The organism is Flavobacteriales bacterium, from assembly GCA_016716605.1.
Classification (GTDB): Bacteria; Bacteroidota; Bacteroidia; order Flavobacteriales_F; family PHOS-HE28; genus PHOS-HE28.
The window spans coordinates 1,354,084-1,376,958 of sequence record JADJWA010000001.1 but is presented as its reverse complement, the minus strand read 5'-3'; the positions used below and the strand labels follow the sequence as shown (position 1 = coordinate 1,376,958).

Annotated in this window: 9 protein-coding genes; 2 read left to right on the top strand and 7 right to left on the bottom strand. The window is 62.2% G+C overall.

The window, feature by feature from the left end; all coding sequences use genetic code 11:
* The 5 genes from greA to IPM12_05330 form a co-directional block, all read right to left on the bottom strand.
* The gene (gene greA, locus IPM12_05350) at positions 1-474 is read right to left on the bottom strand and encodes a transcription elongation factor GreA (protein MBK9147235.1); all 474 of its coding nucleotides are present in this window, start codon (positions 472-474) and stop codon (positions 1-3) included.
* 73 nt (positions 475-547) lie between these two features.
* Positions 548-1,594: a PorV/PorQ family protein gene (locus tag IPM12_05345; GenBank protein ID MBK9147234.1), complete on the bottom strand. Its 1,047-nt coding sequence runs from the start codon at positions 1,592-1,594 to the stop codon at positions 548-550.
* Between the two features lie 25 nt (positions 1,595-1,619).
* A complete protein-coding gene (locus IPM12_05340) occupies positions 1,620-5,639 on the bottom strand; it encodes a T9SS C-terminal target domain-containing protein (protein ID MBK9147233.1) in 4,020 nt (1,339 codons plus the stop codon).
* Between the two features lie 77 nt (positions 5,640-5,716).
* Positions 5,717-9,481, bottom strand: coding sequence for a carboxypeptidase-like regulatory domain-containing protein (locus IPM12_05335; GenBank protein MBK9147232.1), 3,765 nt, complete (start codon positions 9,479-9,481; stop codon positions 5,717-5,719).
* Positions 9,482-9,726: 245 nt separating this feature from the next.
* Positions 9,727-10,026, bottom strand: coding sequence for a hypothetical protein (locus IPM12_05330; GenBank protein MBK9147231.1), 300 nt, complete (start codon positions 10,024-10,026; stop codon positions 9,727-9,729).
* Between the two features lie 49 nt (positions 10,027-10,075).
* On the opposite strand from IPM12_05330, the gene IPM12_05325 reads away from it, so the two are divergent.
* Positions 10,076-10,516, top strand: coding sequence for a hypothetical protein (locus IPM12_05325; protein ID MBK9147230.1), 441 nt, complete (start codon positions 10,076-10,078; stop codon positions 10,514-10,516).
* Between the two features lie 6 nt (positions 10,517-10,522).
* On the opposite strand, the gene IPM12_05320 is transcribed toward IPM12_05325, so the two are convergent.
* Positions 10,523-12,850, bottom strand: a complete 2,328-nt coding sequence (locus tag IPM12_05320; protein ID MBK9147229.1) for a TonB-dependent receptor — start codon at positions 12,848-12,850, stop codon at positions 10,523-10,525.
* 108 nt (positions 12,851-12,958) lie between these two features.
* Positions 12,959-13,924, bottom strand: a complete 966-nt coding sequence (locus tag IPM12_05315) for a hypothetical protein (GenBank protein ID MBK9147228.1) — start codon at positions 13,922-13,924, stop codon at positions 12,959-12,961.
* 336 nt (positions 13,925-14,260) lie between these two features.
* Between IPM12_05315 and IPM12_05310 the strand changes: the two genes are divergently transcribed.
* Positions 14,261-20,479 (top strand): hypothetical protein, encoded by a 6,219-nt coding sequence (locus IPM12_05310; protein MBK9147227.1) that lies wholly within the window; start codon positions 14,261-14,263, stop codon positions 20,477-20,479.
* Positions 20,480-22,875: the final 2,396 nt, after the last annotated feature.

The following is a 22,875-nucleotide window of genomic DNA, read 5'->3' as shown; positions in this document are numbered from 1 at the left end:
TCAGCGGGTGATGGCGATGATCTCGAATCGCGTGGTGCCCGCCGGGGTCACCACTTCGGCCACTTCCCCGGCGGCCTTGCCCAGCAGCCCTTTCCCGATGGGTGAGGTCACGCTGATCTTCCCGGTGCGGACATCAGCCTCGCTCTCCGCCACGATCATGAATTCGCGCTGGCTGTTATTGTCCACGTGCCGCACCATCACGCGGGTATGGATGTACACGCGGCTCGTGTCCACCTGCGAAGTATCGATGATGCGCGCATTGGCCACCACTTGCTCCAGCTTCGCGATGCGCGCCTCCAGCAGGCCTTGCTCCTCCTTGGCGGCGTGGTACTCGGCGTTCTCACTAAGGTCACCTTTATCGCGCGCATCGGCGATCTGCTGGCTGATGTGCGGGCGATCCACCGTGCGCAGCTTGTTGAGCTCGTCGGTGAGCTTCTTCAGGCCCTCTTCGGTATAGTAGGCGGGGTTGCTCATGGCCGCTTGTTCTGGTGACGTAAAGAAACGGAAGAGGACCCCGAGAGGTCCTCTTCCTTGAATTGCGGAGCGATTAGATGGTGAGGCGGATGCCGATGCAGTGGAAGCCGCTGAACGGGTTCGTGGTGCGGTAGGCATAATCCAGCGCGAGCGCTGATTTCTTCTCCTCCCCGAATCCGAAATCAACGCTGAGCCCGGCGCTGGGCCCGGTGAACCAGGTGACGCGCTCGTCAGCGCTGTCACGCCTCTCGTAGCTGTAACCGGCACGCAGGTGCAGCATCTTGCGGAAGGCGTACTCCAAGCCGAACAGGGCCTGATCGTTGGTGAATGAGTTGGACACGAAGGTTCCTGCCACCGTGAGTCGATGCACCTCGCTGATATGCCAGTCATAAGCGGCGGCAATGTTCAGCAGCGAAGGGATCTCCTGCTTGGCTGAGCGCTGCTGAAGCGTGAGCTGATCGCTCCCTGCGATGAGCAGGCCCTGCACCGCGAGGCCATCACCGGAGAAACTCATGGCAGGACCCACGTTCTTCAGGGCGATCCCGAAGTGGACATTGTCCTTCTCCCCGGTGACGTAATGGATGCCAGCATCGAAGCAGACACCGGTTGAGCGCACGCTGGAGACGCTCTCGGACACCACGCGCAGCAGCAGGCCGCCGTGGATGCTGTTCGAGAAGCTCTTCGCGTAGGCCACTCCGATGTTCGACATGGCGGGCCTGAAGCCGCCCCGGCCGCCTTCCGGCACATCGTAGGTGGTCACCTCCAGCTCGCCGAAGGAGAAGACCGTGGCCTGCAGGCCGATCACGCCGCTGGCACCGAGCTTCTGGCCGAATCCCACCGTGTTCATCGACAAGCCCGCGCTGGGCAGCCGCATGTTGGAGAAGCCCACCTCGGTCTTGCTCACCATGGACAGCCCGGCCACATTGCCGAACATGGCCTCCGTGCCGCGCAGGCTCGCGCTGTTGGCCATGGCCCATCCGCTCGAGCGCGCGAATGGATTCAGCAGCAGCTGCGTGGCACCTGCCGACCCGGCTCGATCCGGGTTACCGGCGAATGCGCTGCCCGCGGACATCGTCACAGCAGCAATCGCCGCCAGCGCTTGATGATTGAATCGCTTCATGTCCTATTCTTCGTTGAGTGATTCGCTAGAAGTTCTGCAGGTCCAAGGGGCGCAGCACGCCGAACCACTTGAGCACCTTTTCGCCCACGTTGGGCACCTCCACATGGCAGATGTACACGCCACCGGCGATCGGGATGCTGTTCGAGTTCTTCAGGTCCCAATCCAAGAAGGTGAGCGGGCTGTCCTTGCGGTACCTGCGCACCAGGGTGCCGTTCACGGTGAAGATGGAGATCGTGCAGTTCTGCGGCAGGTTGATGAACTTCACCCGGTTGTCCAGGCGCGAGGTCTCGTAGCCGCTGAAGGCGTAGTACGGGTTGGGCACGATGTTGATCTTGTCCAGGAATTCGTTCGCCACGCTGGCCACATTGGTCTGCACGGCGTACTCACCGGTGCCGAAGGCATAGAGCGGCAGGCCGTTGTTCTGCGCCGGCGTGATGGGCGCCGGGCTGCCATTGTAATCCGTGTAGGCGCGGTAGGGCTTGCGCACATTCAGCCGGATGCGCACATCGGTGGCCATGAATTCGCTGCCGGGGATCTGCATGGCGCTTCCCACCCATGCCACTGCGCGAAGTGCGGTGGTGCGCGCTGCTCCGGTCGATGCCAATCCATCGCGGATGCCCTGGCCATCATCGTAAGGGCCGATGCGCGTAGGCTGGCCGCTCTGGCGCCGATCGTTCTTGAACACGTAGATCCAATGGCCGCCACCGAAGAATGGGCTGGGGATCTCGCCTTGGGGCGCGGGCAGCAGCAACTGGTCATTCGGGTTCCACACCATGTCCCTGCCGATGGCGCCGCCCCAGAAGCTATTCTCACCGAAGGCCATGTTCAAGCGCTCACCAGCCTCCAAGTCGATGGCGTATCCAGGGAACCAACCCATGCCCGTGGCATTGATGAACTCAGCCTCGGCCACATTGCAGCCCGGGTCGCCGGGCTTCAGGCCATTCTTGTCAACACTGGCTTGACCGCGCGGGAAGAGCTTCTGCACGCCTCCAATGGATACCGTGCCTGTATCCTGCTCAAGCACGGGCACACGGCTCCACTTGCTCTTGTCCTTGGTGATCACCACCAGCACGCTCGGCGTCTCATTGATCTTGGCCAGGGTGTTGGCTTGCTGACCGTCTGGCGTAGCACCCGGCTGGAAGCGCGCACCGCCAACCAGCGGCCATGGCGCCCAAGTGCCGCCGAGGATCTTCTCATAAGGCTGCAGCGCATCATCGTCAACGCCAGGGCGATCGGAATACGTCGCCGGCGTTACCACATCATCGATGAAGGTGCCGGATCGGATCCAGTTGAACGCGGTCACGCCTTCAGCATCAGGAATCCCGGTCAGCCAGGCTTGCGAGGAATTGTCGAACGTGATGGTGCCACCGATCGGTTCCGTGTAATTGCCGTCGTAATAGGCCTGACCGATCGCGATGGAGATCCCATACTTCGGCTCGATGAAGACCTGCTCGTAATCGAGGTTGATAGGCCGGTGCCCGGCGGTCACCTCTCCCGTGGTCACGTTCTTCAGGTACCAATAGGCATCATCCAGGTCCCCGGGCGTGATGCTGTCCTGGAACCAGACCTCGAATTGCGCATCAGGCACCTTCAAGGGATCGACCACGCGCACATTGATCGGTGCAAGGCCGCGCTTGTAGGTGAGTGCGTCCGACCTCCAAGGGAAGCCGCTCATGATCGCATCCTCGGTGCTCCGCTCGATATCGAGCTCGAGTTTGCCATTGCCCTGGCCCTCGAGCCGGGTCACTTGCATGGCATCGTCGAAGCTGGAGTTCTGGGTGGTGCCGAAGGATTCCGGACCTGGCTTGTGCGGGATGCCCACGTAGCTGCGGATCGAGCCGAAGGCGGCCTTGCGACCAGCGACATACGGGAAGGCCTGGCCTGTGCCCTCAGCCAGATCGTAGTCCAGGTAGTTGTTGTAGCCATAGGCAATCGCGATGTAGTAGTAGCTCTTGAAGTTCACTAGGCGCGGGTCGCCTTGCGCGAACTTGTCGGTGGTGATCCGGATCGCATGGCGCACGCCCGCATCTGCGCCATTCACCATTTCCGTCGGGACCGCTTGCTGGATGGCGGGGTCGTACGGGAAGTTCACGATCTGCCCGATGCCATCCTCAAGGTCTCCCTGGTACACCAGTCGAGCGAGTTCCACATTGTCCAAATCGGACACACTGGCCTCCGCATTCTTCATCTGGTACACCTTGTACCCTTGGAAGCGGTAGTAACGGTCATATGGAGGGCCTCCGCCACCGTCGTTGAGCGGGATGATGGGGTCGAGCTCCTCGTAGGTCAGGTTCTCGTTGTTGCTGCCTTCCGGATTGATCAGGTAGAGGATCAACTCGCGATCCAGTTCACGGATGCTGAGGTCCGGGGCATCTGGGCCATCCAGGATCTTGAAGCAGTTGTCGAAAAGGGCTTGCGCTTTGTCATCGGCCACGCGCAGCGGGCCCAAACTGCTGATGGCGCTGCCTACCGGTGAGCGCGCATACACCACGCCCACGGTGATATTGTTGAAGGCTCCAGCCTCCAGTGTGAAGGGGCCCGCGCTCTGCACGAAGCGTCGGTCCACGAAGGTGCGGTCATCATCGACCCAAGGCCCTTGAGGGACGCAATTGGTGCCCCAACCCACCGGGTCGGTATCGCCTGGGAACATGTAGAATGTGCGCACCCCATTTCCGCTCGGGTCGAATCCGTTCCCGCCATGCGTCATGGGCACGCCATTCTTCCAGATGCTTCGCAGGTAGTTGTAGTAGTGCGCGGCTACGCTGGGATCGGTTACGTTGGCATTGGGCGCTTCCCGGTTGAAGTAGAGGAATGCGCGCATGCCGAAGCGCTCGTTATCAGGAACGCCGTCGCCATAGCCGATGCCGATGCCGCGGTATGGGATGCCGTGCTGCTGTTGTGCTTGGAGGCAATCGAAATTCTCCAGATAGGTCGCAGGGCCGGGATTGTCGATGTCGTCGGAATCCTGGAATGGACCTTCAAAGAAATCCACACCGATGGCCGGCGGGGGCGGCGAAGGACCACCGTACCCGATGGCACCGAGGCAGCCTTCGTCCACATCATCCCAGTTATAGATGTAGCCCAGACCGCGGCGCACGTCGCAACCCGTGAAGTCATCGTTCGAGCATCCTAGGTCCGCATCCACGAAGTGGCCGAAATAGGTGTTCGTGAGCGTTTGAGAGGCCCAGTTGATGACCGTGTAGTTGTAGAAGGTCATATTGTTGATCTCGTTGTTCGAGCTGAAGGCGAAGGCCTGCGCTCGCACCTCGAGGCCGATCGGCTGGCCTTGCGTCTCAGTATGGGCATCGCCCTTGTCATTGAAGACCCACCAGATGTTGTAGTCACCGAATAGCGGCACCGGGTCTTCGCGGCGCTTGTTCTTGCAGTCTTCCACGGTCAGGTCGAAGCCGTAGTCCGGATAATCACCGTCATACGGGTTGTACTGCCCATCCTCATTGTAATCGAGGAAGGGCGCGATGTAGAGGTCCTGACCGGCTTCCACATCACCGATGGCCGGCCATTGCAGGAATGCAGTGGGCACGGAGTAACCGTTGGGGAATATGTCGGCTAGGTTGCAGTCAGGGTCCTCGCTGCAGCGGATCCACTGCAGGTGAGTCTCCGCTTCCGCACGCTGCGTGATCCAGAACTTGTCATAGGCCTGGCACACATCCGGTGTAACGCTCGCATCGGTGCGGTTCAAGGGCCCGGGCCAGAAGTCATTGCCGTTCGCACGGTACAGCACAGCCGCTAAGCGCAGCTGCCCTGCGGAGGAAAGGCCGCCCATCCAGAGGCCACCGGCATAGATGGCGTTGGGGCCGCTGAAATCCTCGGTCTTGGGCACCTCGTACCCGGAGCGCGCGCTGCCGCCGCGCCTGGTCCACAGGTTGCCGCCGTTCTCGATCACGGCGCGCACGTTGTTGTAGGCGAGCTGCGTGACCTGCGTGGCCGGCGAGCACGCACCGGCTTTGGGCGCACCTTGCGACCTTACCTGCTGGTTGCTGCCGCCATTGCCCGGAGGACCGGCGGCCAAGGCCAACAGGCCCATTGGGACAACAAGGCTCAGAGCGAGAGTTCTGGTGGTTGCTCTTTTCAGGCCTTTCATGGTTGTGCGTGTTCAGATTACTAGAAGCTCAGGCGCAGGCCCAAGCGGATGGTTCGAGGTGCGCCGAAGTTTCCGGGCGCATTGTTCTTGATCGAGTACAGATCGCGGTACGCATCGGGGTCGGTCTGCGAGCGATCGGTGAGTTGGGCGAGATAGCCGTCATTATTGGGCGATCCGGTGTAGCGGTAAACGTTGGTGATGTTCTCCGTGTTGAACACGTTCGTGATCAGCAGGTACACGTTCAGGTCCGCGCTCTTCGCCTTGTCGCCATCCTTGCCTTTGAAGGAGAGCGGGATGTCCCGGTCGATCTGCATGTCGGTGGTGAATTGCCAAGGGAGCCGGGCGCCATTCAGGGTGCCGTCAAGGCGGTGATTGCTGGCCCCGGTGGCCTCGCTCACCACCTGCGAGCTCCGGCTGTATGGCGTTCCGCTGCCCAAGATGCTCACTGCATTGGCGCCCATGCCCTGGAAGATGGGTTTGCCGAAAAGCATCGGGCCATTGTAGTCCTTGCCGCGACCATAGCGGAAATCGATCGTGGTCTGGAAGCGGTGGCGCTGATCGAAGTCGAGCGGTGAGATGGTGCGCAGGTTGGCCTGACCGCTGTTGATCAGGTTGATGCCGGTGTTCGGGCCGGACCCGGTTCCATCGGCGAACTGCAAGGTGTAGCTGGCGCGCATCCAGACGTTGCCCGTGCGGCGCAGGTCGAAGGTGGTGGTGAAGCCTTTGACTGTTCCGAAATCGAAGTTGTCGTAGGTGCGGTAGTCGCGCGGCCAGGCATTGAGAACGTTGCGCACCGTGATCTGATCGCGCAGCTCGCGGTAGAATGCCGCGACCTTCAGCGAGGAGGCTTTGCCCAGCACCTGCTGGAAGCCCAACTCGTAGTCGATGGTCTTAGTGGGCTTCAGATTGGGGTTATTCAGCACCGGGTTGTCGTTCTCAATGTAGGCGTAGCTCACCAGGTCACCACGGCTCTGCACGGCATTGGGGCGCTGGGTGAGCACATCGTAGTGCGCGAAGAACACGGCCTCATCGCTGATCGGGAAGGAGAAGGCAACGCGAGGCATGATGTTCACCACAGGCTTGTAATCAGCAAAGGCGGAGCGGCTCAGCGGCGATTCGCCCTCCAGGTCCGTGCGGTCATCGCCGCCGATCAGGTACGGCCGGATGCGGCCGCCTTGCTGGATCGCATTGCCATCGCTGAGCTCGGTGCCGTTGGCGCTGTACCAGGTATCGCCATCACGATAGCCGCGCACGGAGCTCGGATCATCGTAATCATCCACGTACACCACGAAATCGTCGCCGATGGTGCTCGGGCGGTTGGCGAGCTGCTGCTGGATGCCCGAGGAAGGAACCGCATCGCCCGCCTTGTACGCTTCGCGCCAGAGGTACTTGTCCTTGAGCACGTTCTGGTTGGCGTCGTAGCGGTCCACCCGCACGCCCACGTTGAAGATGATGTCGTCGAAGGCGAATTTGTCCATCACATAGCCCGCCATGTAGATTGGCTGGAAGGGCGCTTGGGCGCGCGTGTTCACGCCGCGGTCATCCTTCTGCGTGAAGAAGTCGTCGAAGCTGGGCTTGCGCGTGAGCTTGTTGCCGAGGTAATCGTAGCCCACGAAGCTCACCAGGGTCGAGTTGCCCGCATTGATCAGCTCATCCGGCTCGAACATCTCGAGCGCGAACACGCTGGGGTCGAGCGCATCCACATCGATGTAGTCGATGCCCTGCTCGTTGAGGCCGAGCGCGTTCCGCAGGCTCCGGCTGAAGAACCGGTTGTCGATATCGCTGTAGAGACGGTCATAGAAGTGGAAGGGGAAGGGGCTGTTCGGGAGCTGGATGATGCTGCTGGGCGGAAGCGAATCGCCCACGAAATTCTCCAGGTGGAAATTGGCCAGGCTGCGAGCCCGGGTCCATAGGCCAACCGGTGAGAGGTCGTAGCGTCGCTGGGTCAGCTGCTCATACTCGATGCCCACTTGGATGGCATGCTGCCCGATATCGGCGCTGCCCAATGCGGTGAAGCGCACCTGCTCATTCAGGCGCTTGCGGAACTCGGCGCCATTGGGATCGTCGATGAACCCGGGATTGTTCCACATCTGATACAAGGACACGGGCCTGTTCCCATTGAGCAGCACGCCGCGGCGCTGCACCTCGGTGAGGTCCTGGTAGTACCCGATATAGTCCCCGCCTTCGATCTGGGCGCCGAAGAGCTGCGGGATGGGGAATTGCTCGCGCGGCAGGGAATTGAAGTAGTAATCATCGAAGGCCGCCAAGTAGGGGTTCTGCGTGCCGGGTGAGAAAGTCACCAACGTGTCCCGCTCGCCCACCTGCACCCAACGGCTGCCACGCAGCTCGAACTGCGGCGCACGGTACGTGGTGAAGCGGCCGATGTAGCCGTAATCGAAGAGCCGCTCGCCATGCACGAAATCCTGTACATCGTTCTGGTAGCGGCTGTAATCGAACTGCAGGCTGTAGAAGGCATTCTTGATCGCGCTCTTCTTCTCCTCTTCCGCGGTGCGGTTGGCGAAGCGCTGGGTGTACTTGATGAAGGCCCTCCAGCTCAGCTCCTTGGTGCGCACGTTGCGCTCAGGGTTCAGCAGCGAGTTGTTGCGGTTGAAGGATTGGCGGTTGCTGTAGTCGAGCGAGCCGCCCAAGGTGAGCTGCACGTTCTGCGTGGTGGCGATGTCGATCTTGCCGGAAGCGGTGTAGATGATCTCGCCGGCGTTCTGGCGCGTGGGAATCGCCTCCACATCACCCGCGCGGATGAACTCCGTGCTGTTCACCAAGGACACATCATCACCGATGAAGAGGATGCGCCCGGGATTGGCTTCGATGCCGTCACGGACATCGCGGCGAAGGCGCACATCGCCCAGGTAGCTAGGGCCATTATCCACCACATTGGTGTACTGGCCGCTGAGGAAGAAGCCGATCAACGGACGGCTCTTGTTGCCCAGGCTATCCTTGCGGAAGAGCAGGGGCCCGCTCACACTCGCCTCCAGCTGGTTGAAGGCGAACTTGTCGAGGCCGACGATATCTGTGATGTCCTTGCCCACTTTGAATCCTGAGGTAAGGTATTCGGCCCCACCGAAGAATTTCCGGCTCGGACCACGTGTGGTGATGTTGATCAAGCCTCCGGTCACATCGCCGTAGTTGGCGGGAACACCTCCCGTGATCACCTGCACCTCTTCGATGGCGCCCTTGGGCAGGCCAGTACCTGCGCCAGCGGGCACCTTCACCCCATCGATGTAGTAGTAGGTGGCCTCGGTGCGCGCTCCGCGGATGCTGATGCCGCCGCCAGTGCCCGCATCGCTTGCGCCTGCCACCGTGGTGGCGATCGAAGCAGCGCTTCGCCCAGGCATCTTGGCGATGTCCTCCCGGGTCACGGTGCCGCCCGAGGCGCCTCCGTCCTTATTGATCAGCGGCACGCTGTACTGCACCACCTCGAACTCCTTGAGCTCGATGCCCGCATTGAGCTGGATGTTGAGGAAGGTGATGATGTTGCTGTTGATCACTACGCCGGCGTTCTTGTAGGGCTGGTAGCCCACGTAGCTCACTACCACATCATAGGTGCCAGGGTCGATCGGCTTGATGAAGTAGTTGCCATCGAAGTCCGTGGCGCCGCCGGTGACCTGTGAACCGCGGCTCTCCACCACGATGTTCACGAACGGCAGCGGTTCGCCGGTCTTCTTATCGGTGATCTTGCCCTTGAGGCTGCCAGCGCCCACTTGGGCGAACGCCGGAGCGGCTGCGATGAAACAAAGGGCGATTGCGGTGGATAGCCTTCTCACCATCAACGGTCAGGTTTTGCGTTCAGCTGTACTTTGCGACGAGGGGGCGCTAAACTATACGCTGGGTTCATACAACCGCTCACCACCTTCAATTGCCGGTGGTCACGGACCAAGGAGCGGTGGCCCGGGGGTTCGGCATCCCCTTCGGAACGCAACGGAATAGGCCTCATGGCGCCAAACTAGCCGCCGGGCCCATGCTGGCAACGCAGGCGCAACGCCATGTTCCTCGCGTTCTATACAAACTCCTTCTACCTGTTCCGGCGGAACCAGCGGCTCGGCCAAGGGTCGCGGTGGCGGCCCGTACCATGCCGGTGGGCGCGCCTGGCATGCCGCTTCATGCGTTTCTGCGTGCCCTTGTCCTGCAGGCTCAAATGGCGCTTCCGGTTCTCCTTCTCCTGATCGGCCTTCTGCTTCTTCTCCTCCTTTTCCTTCTTGGCCAGGATCTTCTCCTGCTTGCGCCTGCTGATGCCTTCTTCTTGGGCGAAGGTCGAGGAGGCCCCGGCAATGGCGACCACCAGCAAGAGGATGCGGGAGCAAGCGCGGAGCATGGCGCAAGGTTACGCCAGGCCCCTTGGCTTGTTGGCTACTTTCGCAGACGTGATTCCGCTCAAGGCCCGACTGTCCCAGTTCGCCCTATTGGCCATGGGCGCGGCATGCCTGGCTTCATCCTGCCGCAAGCCCACCACGGGAGGAGTGCCGCCGGTCACGGTCGATATCAGCATCAATGTGAACAACCCGGCCTACGCCGACCTGGCTGTGACCGGGGGCTGGCTATACTTAACCGGAGGCTCGCAAGGCTTGATCGTGTACCGTAGCAGTCCCTCGGATTTCGTGGCGCTAGACCGCCATTGCACCTATCAAACGGCCAACCTTTGCCGCGTGCATGTCGATAGCAGCCAGGTGATCGCGCGCGATACCACGTGCTGTGGATCAGCCTTCCTGATCACCGATGGCAGCGTGGTGCAGGGCCCTGCCGCACTGAACCTGCAGCGCTACAGCACCACATTCAACGGCACCATCCTGAGGATCTTCAATTGAGCCAGATCAGAACCGGAAGCTGACCCCCGCGCTGGGCAGCAACGGCAGCTGGTTCACGCGCTCGTAGCGAACCCGGTCGAAGTAGAAGATGTTCTCGCGGTTCAGCGCGTTGGTCACCCCCAGGTCGAGCTCAAGGCTCTTGTGCTCGTCGAAGCGCCAGGTCTTGGTCACACCGGCATCCACACGGGCATAAGCCGGCAGCCTGCCGTCATTGAGCGGGCCGAAGACGATGGCCAGATCGGCGTTGCTGGTCGCGTAGTTGGTATTGATATCGCCGTTGAAGGGCACCGCGCCGTAGAATCCCTGGGTGCGGGTGAAGGGGAATCCGCTGCCGTAGTTCCAGCGCAGGTTCACTTTCCACGCATCGAACTTCCCGAAGGCGTAGCTGGCCACCAGATTCACGTTGTGTCGGCGGTCCCACACAGGGTTGTACACCTGTACGCCATCGTAACGATCGACCACGGTGTAGCTGTAAACGCCCCAGAGGTAGAGCTGGCCCTTCTCGTACTTCAGCTGCACATCGGCGCCATACGCGCGGCCGGTCTCCACGATGAAGTCCTTCTTGAGCTCGTCGGGCTTGTCAGCGAATTCGGGCGTATCGAGGAAGTACTTGTTGCGGTTGATATTGGTGACCTGCCGGAAGTCCTTCAGGTACACCTCGAAGTTGAAGGTGAGCTCGCGGGAGAGATCATGCTCCACGCCGGCCACGTAGTGATTGGCGCGCTGCAGGGGATCCTTCAGTTCGCGCGAGCTGCCATCGCGCTCATTCACACGGGCGGGCAGATTCTCCGGTGCGGAGAGGAAGCCGTAGAACAGGTTCACCACATCGCGGTCGTTGTTGGCGGCCACCAGGTTCTGGCTGTAACGGCCCGCCGCGATCTTCAGCCGCCAGTTGTCGCTGATGTTCCACTTGGCGCCCAAGCGGGGTTCGATGTTGGCCACCGAGAGCGACGCGTAGTAGTGCAGGCGCAGGCCGGGATCGACAATGAGCTTGCCGAGCTTCTTGCGGTAGTTCACGTACCCCGCGATCTCGCTGGTGTTCTGCTCCTGGCTGAAGCCCCTGCCCAGCTCGTTGAAGAAGCTGAAACTGGTTCGGAAGCCGAGCAGCTCCACCCCGTAACGGGCCTCGTCGTCACCGAGGAAGTACTTGAAGTTGAGGGCGCCATTGAAACTGGTGATCTCGCTGGTGCGGGGCGCGAGCTCCGCTTCCTTCAGTTCGATCCCGTACCGGCTGTAACAGAACACGCCGTCGATCAGCACCGCGCTCCCTGCGGGCACGAGCACGAAGTTGGTGCCTGCGCCCCAGTTCTGCCAGGCCAGGTCGCTCACACCGCGGTAATTCACGCCATCGGTGAAATTGAAGCCGAAGAGGTTGAACTTGCTGCCGTTGGCGCCATTGAAGGAGATCTTGCCGTAGGCGTCGGTGAATCGGAATGGAAGCCCCAGGGTGTCGTTCACGTTGGCATAGAAAATCTTGCTGCTCTGATCGAGGTAGCTATGCCGCAGGTTGAAAAGGTAGCTGCTGCTGCCGTCACCGGGCTCCTTCTGCTTCTTGATCGGCCCTTCAATCAGTGCCTTGGCCGCGAAGGTGCTGGCACTCACCTTGCCGCTCAAGCGCGTACGATTGCCATCGCGGGTGGTGATGTCCATCACGGAGCTGATGCGCCCGCCGAATTCGGCATTAAAGCCAGCCGTATAGATGTCGGCATTGCGGATGATGTCATTATCGAACACGCTGAAAAGGCCAATGCTGTGGAAGGGATTGTACAGCACCATGCCGTCCATCATCACCTTATTCATGATGGGCGAGCCGCCCCGCACGTACAACTGGCCGCCCTGGTCGCCGGTGAAGATCACGCCAGGCACCACCTGCAGGTATTGAGCGAGGTCGGCCTCGCCGCCCACTGCTGGCATGCGCTCGATCTGCTTCGGGGTGAGCTTGGTGAGGCCCATGCGCACCTGGGTCTGGGCCTCTTGCTTCTCGCCGCTGATCTCCACCACGCCTATCTGGATGGTCGCTTTCACCATATAGAGCTTCTCGGTGGTGATCTGGTCGCGCGCCACGGTCACCTGCTTCTCCAGATCCTCATTTCCCAGGAAGGTGACACGGAGGGTGTGCTGGCCCACCGGCACTTTGCTGATGGAGAAGTAGCCGTTCACATCCGTGGCGGCGCCGAGGGTGGTGCCCTTGACCACCACGTTGGTGAAGATGATCGGTTCGCCGGTGGCCTGGTCGTAAACGAAGCCCCGGATCGTGCCTGTCTGCGCGGATGCGCAAAGACCGAATATCAAGGAGGCGAGGCCTGTGAGCAGGCGCGTGGCTGTGAATCGCATGCAAGAGTGGAAGTAGCCCCGGTTCAAGGGGCGGCTAAAGTAGGCGGCGCCCCCGCAGAGCGGAGGCGCCGTTTGATGAGCGGTGGCAGCCGATGGCTGGTTGTGCCTTTAGCGTTTGCCGGGAGGACGCGATGGTGCCCGGCTGGGAGCCGGGGCCTTTTGCGGAGGACGGCTCGGCGGTGATGTGCGCGGAGGCGCCGGTTGCTTCTGCGGGCGAACAGCGGGTTTACGCACGGGGGTCTTCGCGGGCTCCTTCACGCGCTCGCGCTCTATGGTCCTACCGGTTTCCCTCAATGGCTTCGGCTGGTTCAGGTCTTGCGTTGCCCGAGACGGCTGCGCAGCGGCCCTGCGGCCGAACGATGGTGAAACTGTTCGCCGGTGCATGTAAATGTTATGAGCCTGCTCCACGCGGCAGAAAGCCGCCGGGTGGTACCAGCCCCAATAAGGCCGTGGGAAGCCCCACCACGCGCTCCAGCCCCAGCAGCGCCACGGCCTCCACCACGGCGGGTAATAGCCCCAGTACCAGGGCGAATTCCATTCCCACCAAAGGGGCCCGTAACACCATTGCACGCTCGGCCATGACCATACGTTCACCCAAACGGTTACCTGCGCTGGCGGAGCCAGCGGGCCGCCGCGCTTCTGGCCGCCCTCCATGGCCTGCTCGGTGGGTTCTACGATCGTACCCTCCGGGTACAAGGCCAGGTCGCCGCGTATCTGCAAGGCCACCGCGCCATCGGCGTTGCGCTCCATTTGAATTGAAGCGATATCCTGACGCTCTTCCTTATTCACCTGAACGCTGAGCACCACCACGCGGGCATCGCCTTCAGCCAGGGTGCCCACTTGCACGAAATCCACCTCTCCGTCCTCATTGAGGTCGAGGTTGCTCACGTTATTGTCCGGGGAGTTGATGGCTTGTTCGAAGGACTCCAGATCCTTTGCCCTGCTGAACTGGTGCAAGGCGCCGCGCAGATCGAACTGATCCCCAGCCATGCCGGTGCTGTCTGGTTGCTGTCCAAGGCCGAAGGCTGCGGAAGCCAGGGCGGCGAATGCGATGGAGCAATGGATGCGTTTCATGGAGTTGCGGTTTGCTTGACGCACGCAACCATCGTACCGGACCGAAATGCTGCGCGCGCATGCCAAAGGAAGCACAAGCCGCAACCAACCTGACGCATCAGGTCCGCGCGCCGCACAAAGGCGTGTTGACAAGTGCGATATGCGCCATCCTAGCTTGGGAAGCCATGCCGATACGTTTGTCCGGCACCTGACCGTGATGCGTGGATCGCAGGGTACCGCAAGCGTCGGCAATGCTTCAAGCCGATGCGCGGACCTATGGCGAGGCGCAGCTCCCCAAACCCCTGGGGGTCTGCTTCGGCGTGGATCACGGCAGGCGCTCACCAAGCCGGCCGGCACATGACGGTACAACGACCCCTCCCCTTGGCGCTCGGTTCATCGCGCGCTGCCATCCACCGCACCTTTCTGATCCTGCTCCTCGGCATGGCCGCATTGCTGCTCCCGCAGCATGAAGCGAAGGCCACGCACGCCATGGGCGGCGAGCTGACTTATGAATGCGTGGGCTCGGGGCAGTACCGCGTGCGCTTGAATTTCTACCGGGACTGCAACGGTGTGGCCGCACCAACCAATTGCAGCAATGGCCGGCAATTCAGGCTCCGCAGCACCGCGTGCAACATCACCTTGAATCCGTGCTTCAGCCTCGACGGCGTTGATGTGGTGACTCCCTTGTGCTTCGGCGCCGCTGACCGTTGCTCCGACCCCGGCGCTCCGTATGGTATTGAGCGATACCGATACAGCGCCCTTGTGAATCTGAGCGCCTACGCGGCCTGTGGGAACGATTGGGTCATTGATTGGGACCTGTGCTGCCGCAACAATGCCATCACCTCCCTGAACAACCCGGGCAACCGCAACCTGTACCTGTACGCCAACCTGAATCAGACCGTAACCCCTTGCAACAACTCACCAGCCTTCCTGAACACGCCGACAGCCTTCGGCTGCGTGGGCCAGCCGGTGAGCTACAACCACGGCTTCAACGACGTGGATGGTGACTCCCTGGCTTTCGCGGTGGTGAACGCATTGGGATCCGGCGGTACGAACATCCCCTACAATGCGGGCTACAGCGCCGCGCAGCCCGTGGTGACCGCTGGTGGCGCCAATGCCGTGCAGATCAACCCGGTCACGGGCACGATCACGTTCACGCCGAGCATCCAGCAATTCGCAGTGGTGACCGTGCGCGTGCGCGAGTACCGCAATGGCGTGCTCATCGGCGAACTCATCCGCGATGTGCAGTTCGCCATCATCGCGTGCAGCAATGCACTGCCCCAGGTGAGCGGCGTGAACGGGACCAGCACCTTCACCTATGATGCATGCGCGGGCGTGCCCTTCTGCTTCACGGTGAACAGCAGCGATGCCGACGCCGGACAGACGGTGACGATGACGTGGAACAACGGCATTCCGGGGGCCACCTTCACCACCACCGGCGGACCCTTGCCCGTGGGCACTTTCTGCTGGACGCCCAGCGCTGCGGACATCGGTCAGAACCTGTTCTCGGTGAACGTGCAGGACAATGCATGTCCGCTCGTTGGCACCAACCAATTCGGCTTCGCCATTCAAGTCACGCCGCCGTTCACCCCGGCGAACGCGGGCCCTGATCAGAGCGTGTGCGGACCATCTGCCACCCTTGCTGGGCTGCTGCCCTGGCCGGTGCAAGGCACTTGGAGCGTAGTAAGTGGATCGGGCAGCTTCGCTGACGCGAATAGCCCCACCACAACGGTGAGCGGACTTGGCACTGGCGCCAACACCTTCCGGTGGACCGTGGACTATGGCACTTGCGGCACCACCAGCGATGATGTGGTGGTCACCAGCTTCAATCCGTCGCAAGCCTCGGCCAATGCCGGTCCCGACCAGAGCCTGTGCCTGCCCAGCACCACTACAGCGCTCGCTGCGAACACGGCGGCTGCGCCCGCATCCGGTCAATGGACCTTGGTGAGCGGCACCGGCGCCTTTGCCGATGCCACCAGCCCAAACACGAGTGTGAGCGGACTGAGCGTCGGCTCGAATGTGTTCCGATGGACCATCAACAACGGGCCATGCGGAGCGCCGACGAATAACCAGGTGACCGTGTTCGTGTTCAGCAATGCGCAAGCCGCCGCGAATGCCGGACCCGACCAGCAACTGTGCGCGCCCGCGACCAGCACCACGCTCACGGGCAACAGTCTGATAGCACCAGCAACCGGCCTATGGACCGTTGTCGCGGGTACGGGCACGTTCGGTTCGCCAACCAGCCCGAGCACCACCGTGAGTGGTCTGAGCATCGGAGTGAACACCTTCCGATGGACGATAAGCAATGGCCCTTGCCTACCGCCGACCACCCAGGATGAGGTCTCCGTCACGGTGTTCAACCCCGCCAGTCCGAATGCCAATGCCGGCCCCAACCAGCAAGTGTGCAGCAGCAGCACCACGCTGGCCGGCAACACGCCCATTGCGCCCGCCACCGGGACATGGACCGTGGTGAGCGGCACGGGAGCGTTCGCGAATGCGAATAGCCCCACCACGGACGTGAGCAACTTGAGCTTCGGCCCCAATGTGTTCCAGTGGTCATTGAACAATGGCCCTTGCGCCAACGGCCTCACCACTTCGCAGGTCACCATCACACGCTTCAACCCGGATACGCCTGTGGCGAACGCCGGTCCTGACCAGGAACTGTGCACCGTAAATGGAACCGGGCTCGCCAACGCAACCATGGCGGCCAGCGCTGCCGCTGCACCGGCAACCGGTGCTTGGAGCATCGTCAGCGGACCGGCGGGCGCAGTGATCACCACACCTTCAAACCCCACCACCACCATCACCAACCTTGCTGTTGGCACGCACACCTTCCGTTGGACCGTGAACAACGGCCCATGCATACCGCCGACCTCCACGGATGACGTGGTAATCCGCGTTTATGACCGCAACGCGCCCGCAGCGAACGCTGGCCCCAACCAGAACCTGTGCGCGCCAGTTGCATCGGTGACGCTTGCTGCCAACGCAGCAACGGCACCCGCGATCGGCACATGGACGCTGGTGAGCGGTCAAGGAAACTTCGCCGATGCCAACAGCCCAACCACCTCGGTGACGGGCATGGCGATCGGCACGAACGTGTATCGCTGGACCATCGTGAACGGACCATGCCCCGGCGCTACCACATCGAGCACTGTTACCATCACGCTCTTCGACCCGGCTGTAGCAACGGCCAATGCCGGTCCTGACCAATCGCTCTGCGGTCCCACCAGCACCGTGATGGCAGGCAACGCCGTGGCCTTGCCTGCGGCGGGCACGTGGGCCGTGGTCTCCGGCGCGGCCACGATCAGCAATCCGAATAGCGCCACAACGGCGATCACGGGCTTGATCACGGGCAGCGTGACCCTGCGTTGGACGGTGAGCAACGGACCCTGCGGCAGCAGCTTCGATGATGTGGTGATCCTGAACTACGACCCAGCCAACCCGATCGCGAACGCAGGTCCCGACCAGGAGATCTGCGTTCCCGTGGCGCCGAACACGGTCTTCATGGCCGCGAGCGCGGTCACCTCCCCCTCCACCGGCACATGGACCATCGTGAGCGGACCGGTGGGAGCGGCCATCAGCGATGCGAACAGCCCGACCACACAGATCGGAAACCTCACCGTAGGCACCTACACCTTCCGCTGGACGGTCGATAATGGCCCCTGCCCCACAGGAATCACGAGCGACGATGTGGTCGTGCGCGTATTCGATTTCGGCAATCCTATTGCGAACGCCGGCCCCGACCAGTCCCTGTGCTCCACCAGCGGTAGCACGGGCATGGCGGGTAGCAGCCTGATCAGCCCCGCCACAGGCCAATGGACGCTGGTTAGCGGCACGGGCATTCTTGCCAATCCGAGCGATCCGACCACAACGGTTACGGGCTTGCAAGTGGGCCAGAACATCTTCCAATGGACGGTGAACAATGGCCCATGCAGCGGATTGACCACGGACCAGATGAGCATCTTCATCTATGATCCGAACAACCCGGATGCTGCAGCCGGTCCAGATCAGAGTTTCTGCACACCGGTCACAAGCACCACCATGGCTGGAAGCGCCGTGACATTCCCGGCACAAGGCACTTGGACGCAGAGCGCCGGGCCCGCCGCTACAATCGTGAGCCCGAGCAGCCCCACCACGGCCATCACCGGCCTGCAAGTGGGCATCAGCCAGTTCACATGGACGGTGAACAATGGCGCCTGCCCCAACGGCGTGACCAGCAGCACCATGACCATCACGCTCGCCGATGGCGATGCGCAAGCCGCCGACGCCGGACCTGATCAAAGCGTTTGCGGAATCGCTAGCAACGTGGTGATGGCGGCCAATGCACCCATCGGGGTAGCCACAGCCAGCTGGAGCGTGGTGGCTGGCACGGCCAATTTCAGCAGCACAACCAGCCCAACGGCCACAGTCAGCGGTTTGAGCATCGGGCTGAACACGCTGCGCTGGAGCATCAACAACGGCGCTTGCGGGGTAACGAGCGACCTGGTGGACATCTACGTGTACGACCCGAACAACCCAGTTGCCAACGCCGGCCCTGACCAGCAGCTCTGCACGCCCAATACGAACACGACGCTGGTGGGCAGCTCGCTCACCTTCCCTGCTGTGGGCACATGGACCTTGGTGAGCGGCAGCGGCACCATCGCTAATCCCACGAGCCCCACCACCGCTGTGAGCGGATTGAGCATCGGCGCGAACGTATTCCAGTGGCAGGTGAACAACGGCGCCTGCCCCAGCCCGATCACCACGGACCAGGTCACCATCTTCCTGTATGACGATGATGCGCCGGCAGCGAATGCCGGACCCGACATCGACATCTGCACGCCCACCAATAGCGTGAGCATGGCCGCCAATAGCCCGGTAGGCGTTGCGGTGGGAACCTGGACCCTGACCGGAGGCACGGGCGGAACCGTGACCGATGTGAACAGCCCCAACACCACGATCACCGGATTGCCAGTGGGCACGCACACTTACGCGTGGACGATCGTGAACGGCAACTGCTCCACCACCAGCGATGAAGTGGTGATCCGCGTGTTCAGCTCACTGAACCCGGCGGCAAACGCGGGCAACGATCAGCAGCTCTGCCTGCCCGCCACCACCACCACCCTGCAGGGCAGCAACGTGATCAGCCCCGCTACCGGCGTCTGGACGCTGGTGGCAGGCACCGGCACACCCACCAATCCCACCGCGCCCAACAGCTTCGTGGTGGGATTGAGCGCAGGCCAGAACATCTTCCAATGGGCGGTGAGCAATGGCCCGTGCGCGAACCCGCTCACCACCGATCTGGTGAGCATCTTCGTTTACGATGATCAACAGCCAGCCGCTGATGCCGGTCAGGACATCGAGATCTGCACGCCAGACAACGATGTGACCCTTGCGGGCAATCCCGCCATATTCCCGGCTGAAGGATTCTGGTTCCAAGTCAGCGGCTTCGGCACCATCACCGATCCGAGCGATCCAGCGAGCACCGTGACCGGGCTGCCTGTTGGCGAGCACATCTTCCAATGGGAGATTGCCAACGGCCCCTGCGGCACCACGAGCGATCAAGTAGCCGTGCGCGTGTATGATGCCAACAACCCGGTGGCCGATGCCGGCCCGGACCAACAGCTCTGCACGCCGCAAACCAGCACCGCCATGGCCGGCAGCAGCTTGATCTTCCCGGCCACGGGCCAATGGACGCTCGTGAGCGGCCAGGGCGATATCGTCGATCCAACCTCACCTGCCACGGCGATCACCAACCTCGCCATCGGAGAGAACGTGTTCCAATGGACCGTGAGCAACGGACCGTGCAACGCCCCCACCTCCGACCTGGTGAGCATATTCGTATTCGATGAGGACAACGCCGACGCAGATGCAGGGCCGGATCAGGAGTTCTGCACGCCCACGAACAGCACCACGCTGATCGGCAACCCGCCCACCTTCCCGGCCACGGGATCATGGACGCTCGTAAGCGGCCAGGGCGATATCACCGATCCCACCTCGCCGATCACCACGGTCACGAACCTCGCTGTCGGCATCAACGTGTTCCGCTGGACGGTGAGCAACGGGCCCTGCGCGAACGGCATCACGCAAGATGATGTCACCATCCTGCTCTTCGACCTGAACAACCCGCCCGCGAATGCAGGGCCGGACCAGGAGCTCTGCACGCCGCAGACCAGCACCAATCTCGCAGGCAATTCGCCCACGGTCCCGGCATTCGGCACCTGGACCTTGATCAACGGCCAAGGCGACATCGCCGACCCGAACGATCCCAACACCTTGGTGACCAACCTGGCGGTGGGCGAGAACATCTTCCAATGGACCATCGACAATGGCCCCTGCGAGACCAGCGGCAGCAGCGATCTGGTGAGCGTCTTCGTGTACCTCGACGAGAACCCGGAGGCCAACGCCGGTCCTGATCAGGGAACTGTGCACGCCGAACGTGACCAGCACCACCTTGCAAGGCAGCTCGGTGACCTTCCCGGCCATCGGCACCTGGGTGCTGGTGAGCGGCACCGGCTCCATCGCGCAGCCGAACAACCCGAGCACCGCGGTCTTCGACCTGGAGATCGGGGAGAGCGTGTTCCAATGGACGGTTGACAATGGCCCCTGCGCCACGGGCATCACCACTGATCAGGTGGTGGTGCAGGTGTTCGATGAGAACACAGCGAGCGCGAATGCCGGCGCGGATCAGGACCTCTGCACCAGCGACGGCACAAGCGCGCAACTCAATGCCAGTGCGGTCACCTTCCCTGCCATCGGCACCTGGACCCTGGTGCAAGGCCAAGGCACCTTCACCGACCCGAACGACCCGAACACCACGATCACCAACCTGGGCGTGGGCGTGAACATCTGCGAATGGACCGTGGACAACGGTGCTTGCCCCAATGGCCTCACCAGCGATCAGCTCATCATAACCCTTTACGATGAGAACAACCCTATCGCCGATGCGGGCCCCGATCAAGAACTCTGCACGCCCACCGGCACCACGGCCGCCACGAACCTGCAAGGCAGCGCCATCATCTTCCCAGCCGTGGGCACCTGGAGCGTGGTGAGCAGCACGGGTACCATCCTCGATCCGAACGATCCGGTGACGGCGGTGCTGGGCCTTGAGGTGGGCGAGCACATCTTCCAATGGAGCGTGTTCAACGGCCCTTGCGATCCGAGCAATACCAATGACATCGTTGTGATCCGCGTGTACAATGAGAACAACCTCGATGCCGACGCCGGCGGTGACCAGCAGGTATGCACGCCTTTAACCAGCGCCACCATGGCCGGCAGCGCGATCATCTTCCCCGCAGTGGGCACCTGGACGGTGTTGAGCGGCAGCGGCGATATCGCCGACCCGAACGACCCGAATACCGAGATCACCAACCTTGGCCTGGGCGTGAATGTGTTCCAGTGGGAAGTCTACAACGGCAGTTGCGCCAACAGCCTCACAAGCGACCAGGTCACCATCACGCTCTTCGATGCGCAGGCGCCTGCCGCAGATGCCGGGCCCGATCAAGAGCTCTGCTTCCCGGATGCAGAGGTGACCGTTTCAGGCAATGCTCCGGTGGGTGCTGCCGTGGGCACCTGGTCAATCGTGAGCGGCCCTGGCAACATCACGAGTCCATCATCCCCCACGACCACGGTCACGGGCCTCGAAGTGGGTGAGACGCGCCTGCGTTGGACCATCACCAGCGGCGTGTGCGTGACCACCGACGATGAGATGAGCGTGTTCGTCTTCGACCCGAACAATCCGCCAGCCGACGCCGGCCTGGATCAGGAACTCTGCGTGCCGCAGGACAGCGTGTTCATGGCGGGAAGCTCATTGATCTTCCCTGCGCAAGGGACCTGGAGCGTGGTCGCAGGCGCAGGAACGCCCGTGAACCCGAACGACCCGCTCACCTTGATCGAGCAGATCGCCATAGGCGTGAATACCTACCAATGGAGCGTTTACAACGGGCCTTGCGGAAGCAGCTTGGATGAGGTGACCATCGTGCTCTACGACGATACGACGGCTGCCGCGAACGCCGGTCCGGACATCGAGATCTGCCTGCCGCTCACCGCGATCGATAGCCTCTTGGGTGAGCAGCCGCCACCGCCTGCTGAAGGCACCTGGACCTTGATCGCCGGCACCGGCATCATTGCCGAACCGAACAATCCGAACTCGCCGATCAGCGGCCTGTCGCAGGGCACCAACGTGTTCGTGTGGACCCTCGAATGGGATCCCTGCCCGAACAACGGCATCCTCACCGATACCGTGGAAGTGCGCGTGTACAACCCGAACGCGCCGCTTGCTGATGCAGGTCCGGACCAGGATCTCTGCGGCGCAAGCAGCACTACCATGGCCGGCAACGTGCCGGAGATCCCCGGCGTGGGCACCTGGACGCAGGTCCTCGGCGCACCGGCCACCATTGTATCGCCCAACAGCGCCACCACGGACATCACCGGCCTCGCTGTGGGCAGCTACCAATTCGTTTGGGAGATCTACAACGGCCAATGCGGGTTCGGTCCGCCCAGCCGCGACACGGTGCAGGTTAACATCTTCGATCCCGATGCTGCGCCTGCCCAGGCCGGCGGTGACATCAGCTGGTGCACGCCCACCAATAGCGCGGTACTGCTGGCCAACGACCCCGTGTTCCCCGCCACGGGCACCTGGACCTCGATCAGCGGTACAGGCACCTTCGCCGATCCGAACGACCCCAACACCGCCGTGTTCAACCTCGGCGTGGGCCAGCACGATTTCCTATGGACCATTGATAACGGCCCCTGCGGCAGCAGCAGCGATGAGATAAGCGTTCTCATCTACGACAGCCTGCAAACACCAGCGAACGCCGGACCCGATCAGGAGCTCTGCACGCCAACAACCAGCACCACGCTCGCGGGCAACAGCGTCACCTTCCCCGGCAGCGGCCAGTGGAGCGTGATCACGGGTACGGGCGTCTTTGCCGATGCCAGCAACCCGAACACCGGGGTCAGCGGCCTTTCGATCGGCACCAACACCTTCCGTT

Excerpts from the sequence above, each read along its gene's own strand:
- IPM12_05315 (MBK9147228.1), bottom strand. The coding sequence starts at position 13,924 with ATGAAACGCATCCATTGCTCCATCGCATTCGCCGCCCTGGCTTCCGCA.
- greA (MBK9147235.1), bottom strand. The coding sequence starts at position 474 with ATGAGCAACCCCGCCTACTATACCGAAGAGGGCCTGAAGAAGCTCACC.
- IPM12_05330 (MBK9147231.1), bottom strand. The coding sequence starts at position 10,026 with ATGCTCCGCGCTTGCTCCCGCATCCTCTTGCTGGTGGTCGCCATTGCC.
- IPM12_05340 (MBK9147233.1), bottom strand. The coding sequence starts at position 5,639 with ATGGGCCTGTTGGCCTTGGCCGCCGGTCCTCCGGGCAATGGCGGCAGC.
- IPM12_05335 (MBK9147232.1), bottom strand. The coding sequence starts at position 9,481 with ATGGTGAGAAGGCTATCCACCGCAATCGCCCTTTGTTTCATCGCAGCC.
- IPM12_05310 (MBK9147227.1), top strand. The coding sequence starts at position 14,261 with ATGACGGTACAACGACCCCTCCCCTTGGCGCTCGGTTCATCGCGCGCT.
- IPM12_05320 (MBK9147229.1), bottom strand. The coding sequence starts at position 12,850 with ATGCGATTCACAGCCACGCGCCTGCTCACAGGCCTCGCCTCCTTGATA.
- IPM12_05345 (MBK9147234.1), bottom strand. The coding sequence starts at position 1,594 with ATGAAGCGATTCAATCATCAAGCGCTGGCGGCGATTGCTGCTGTGACG.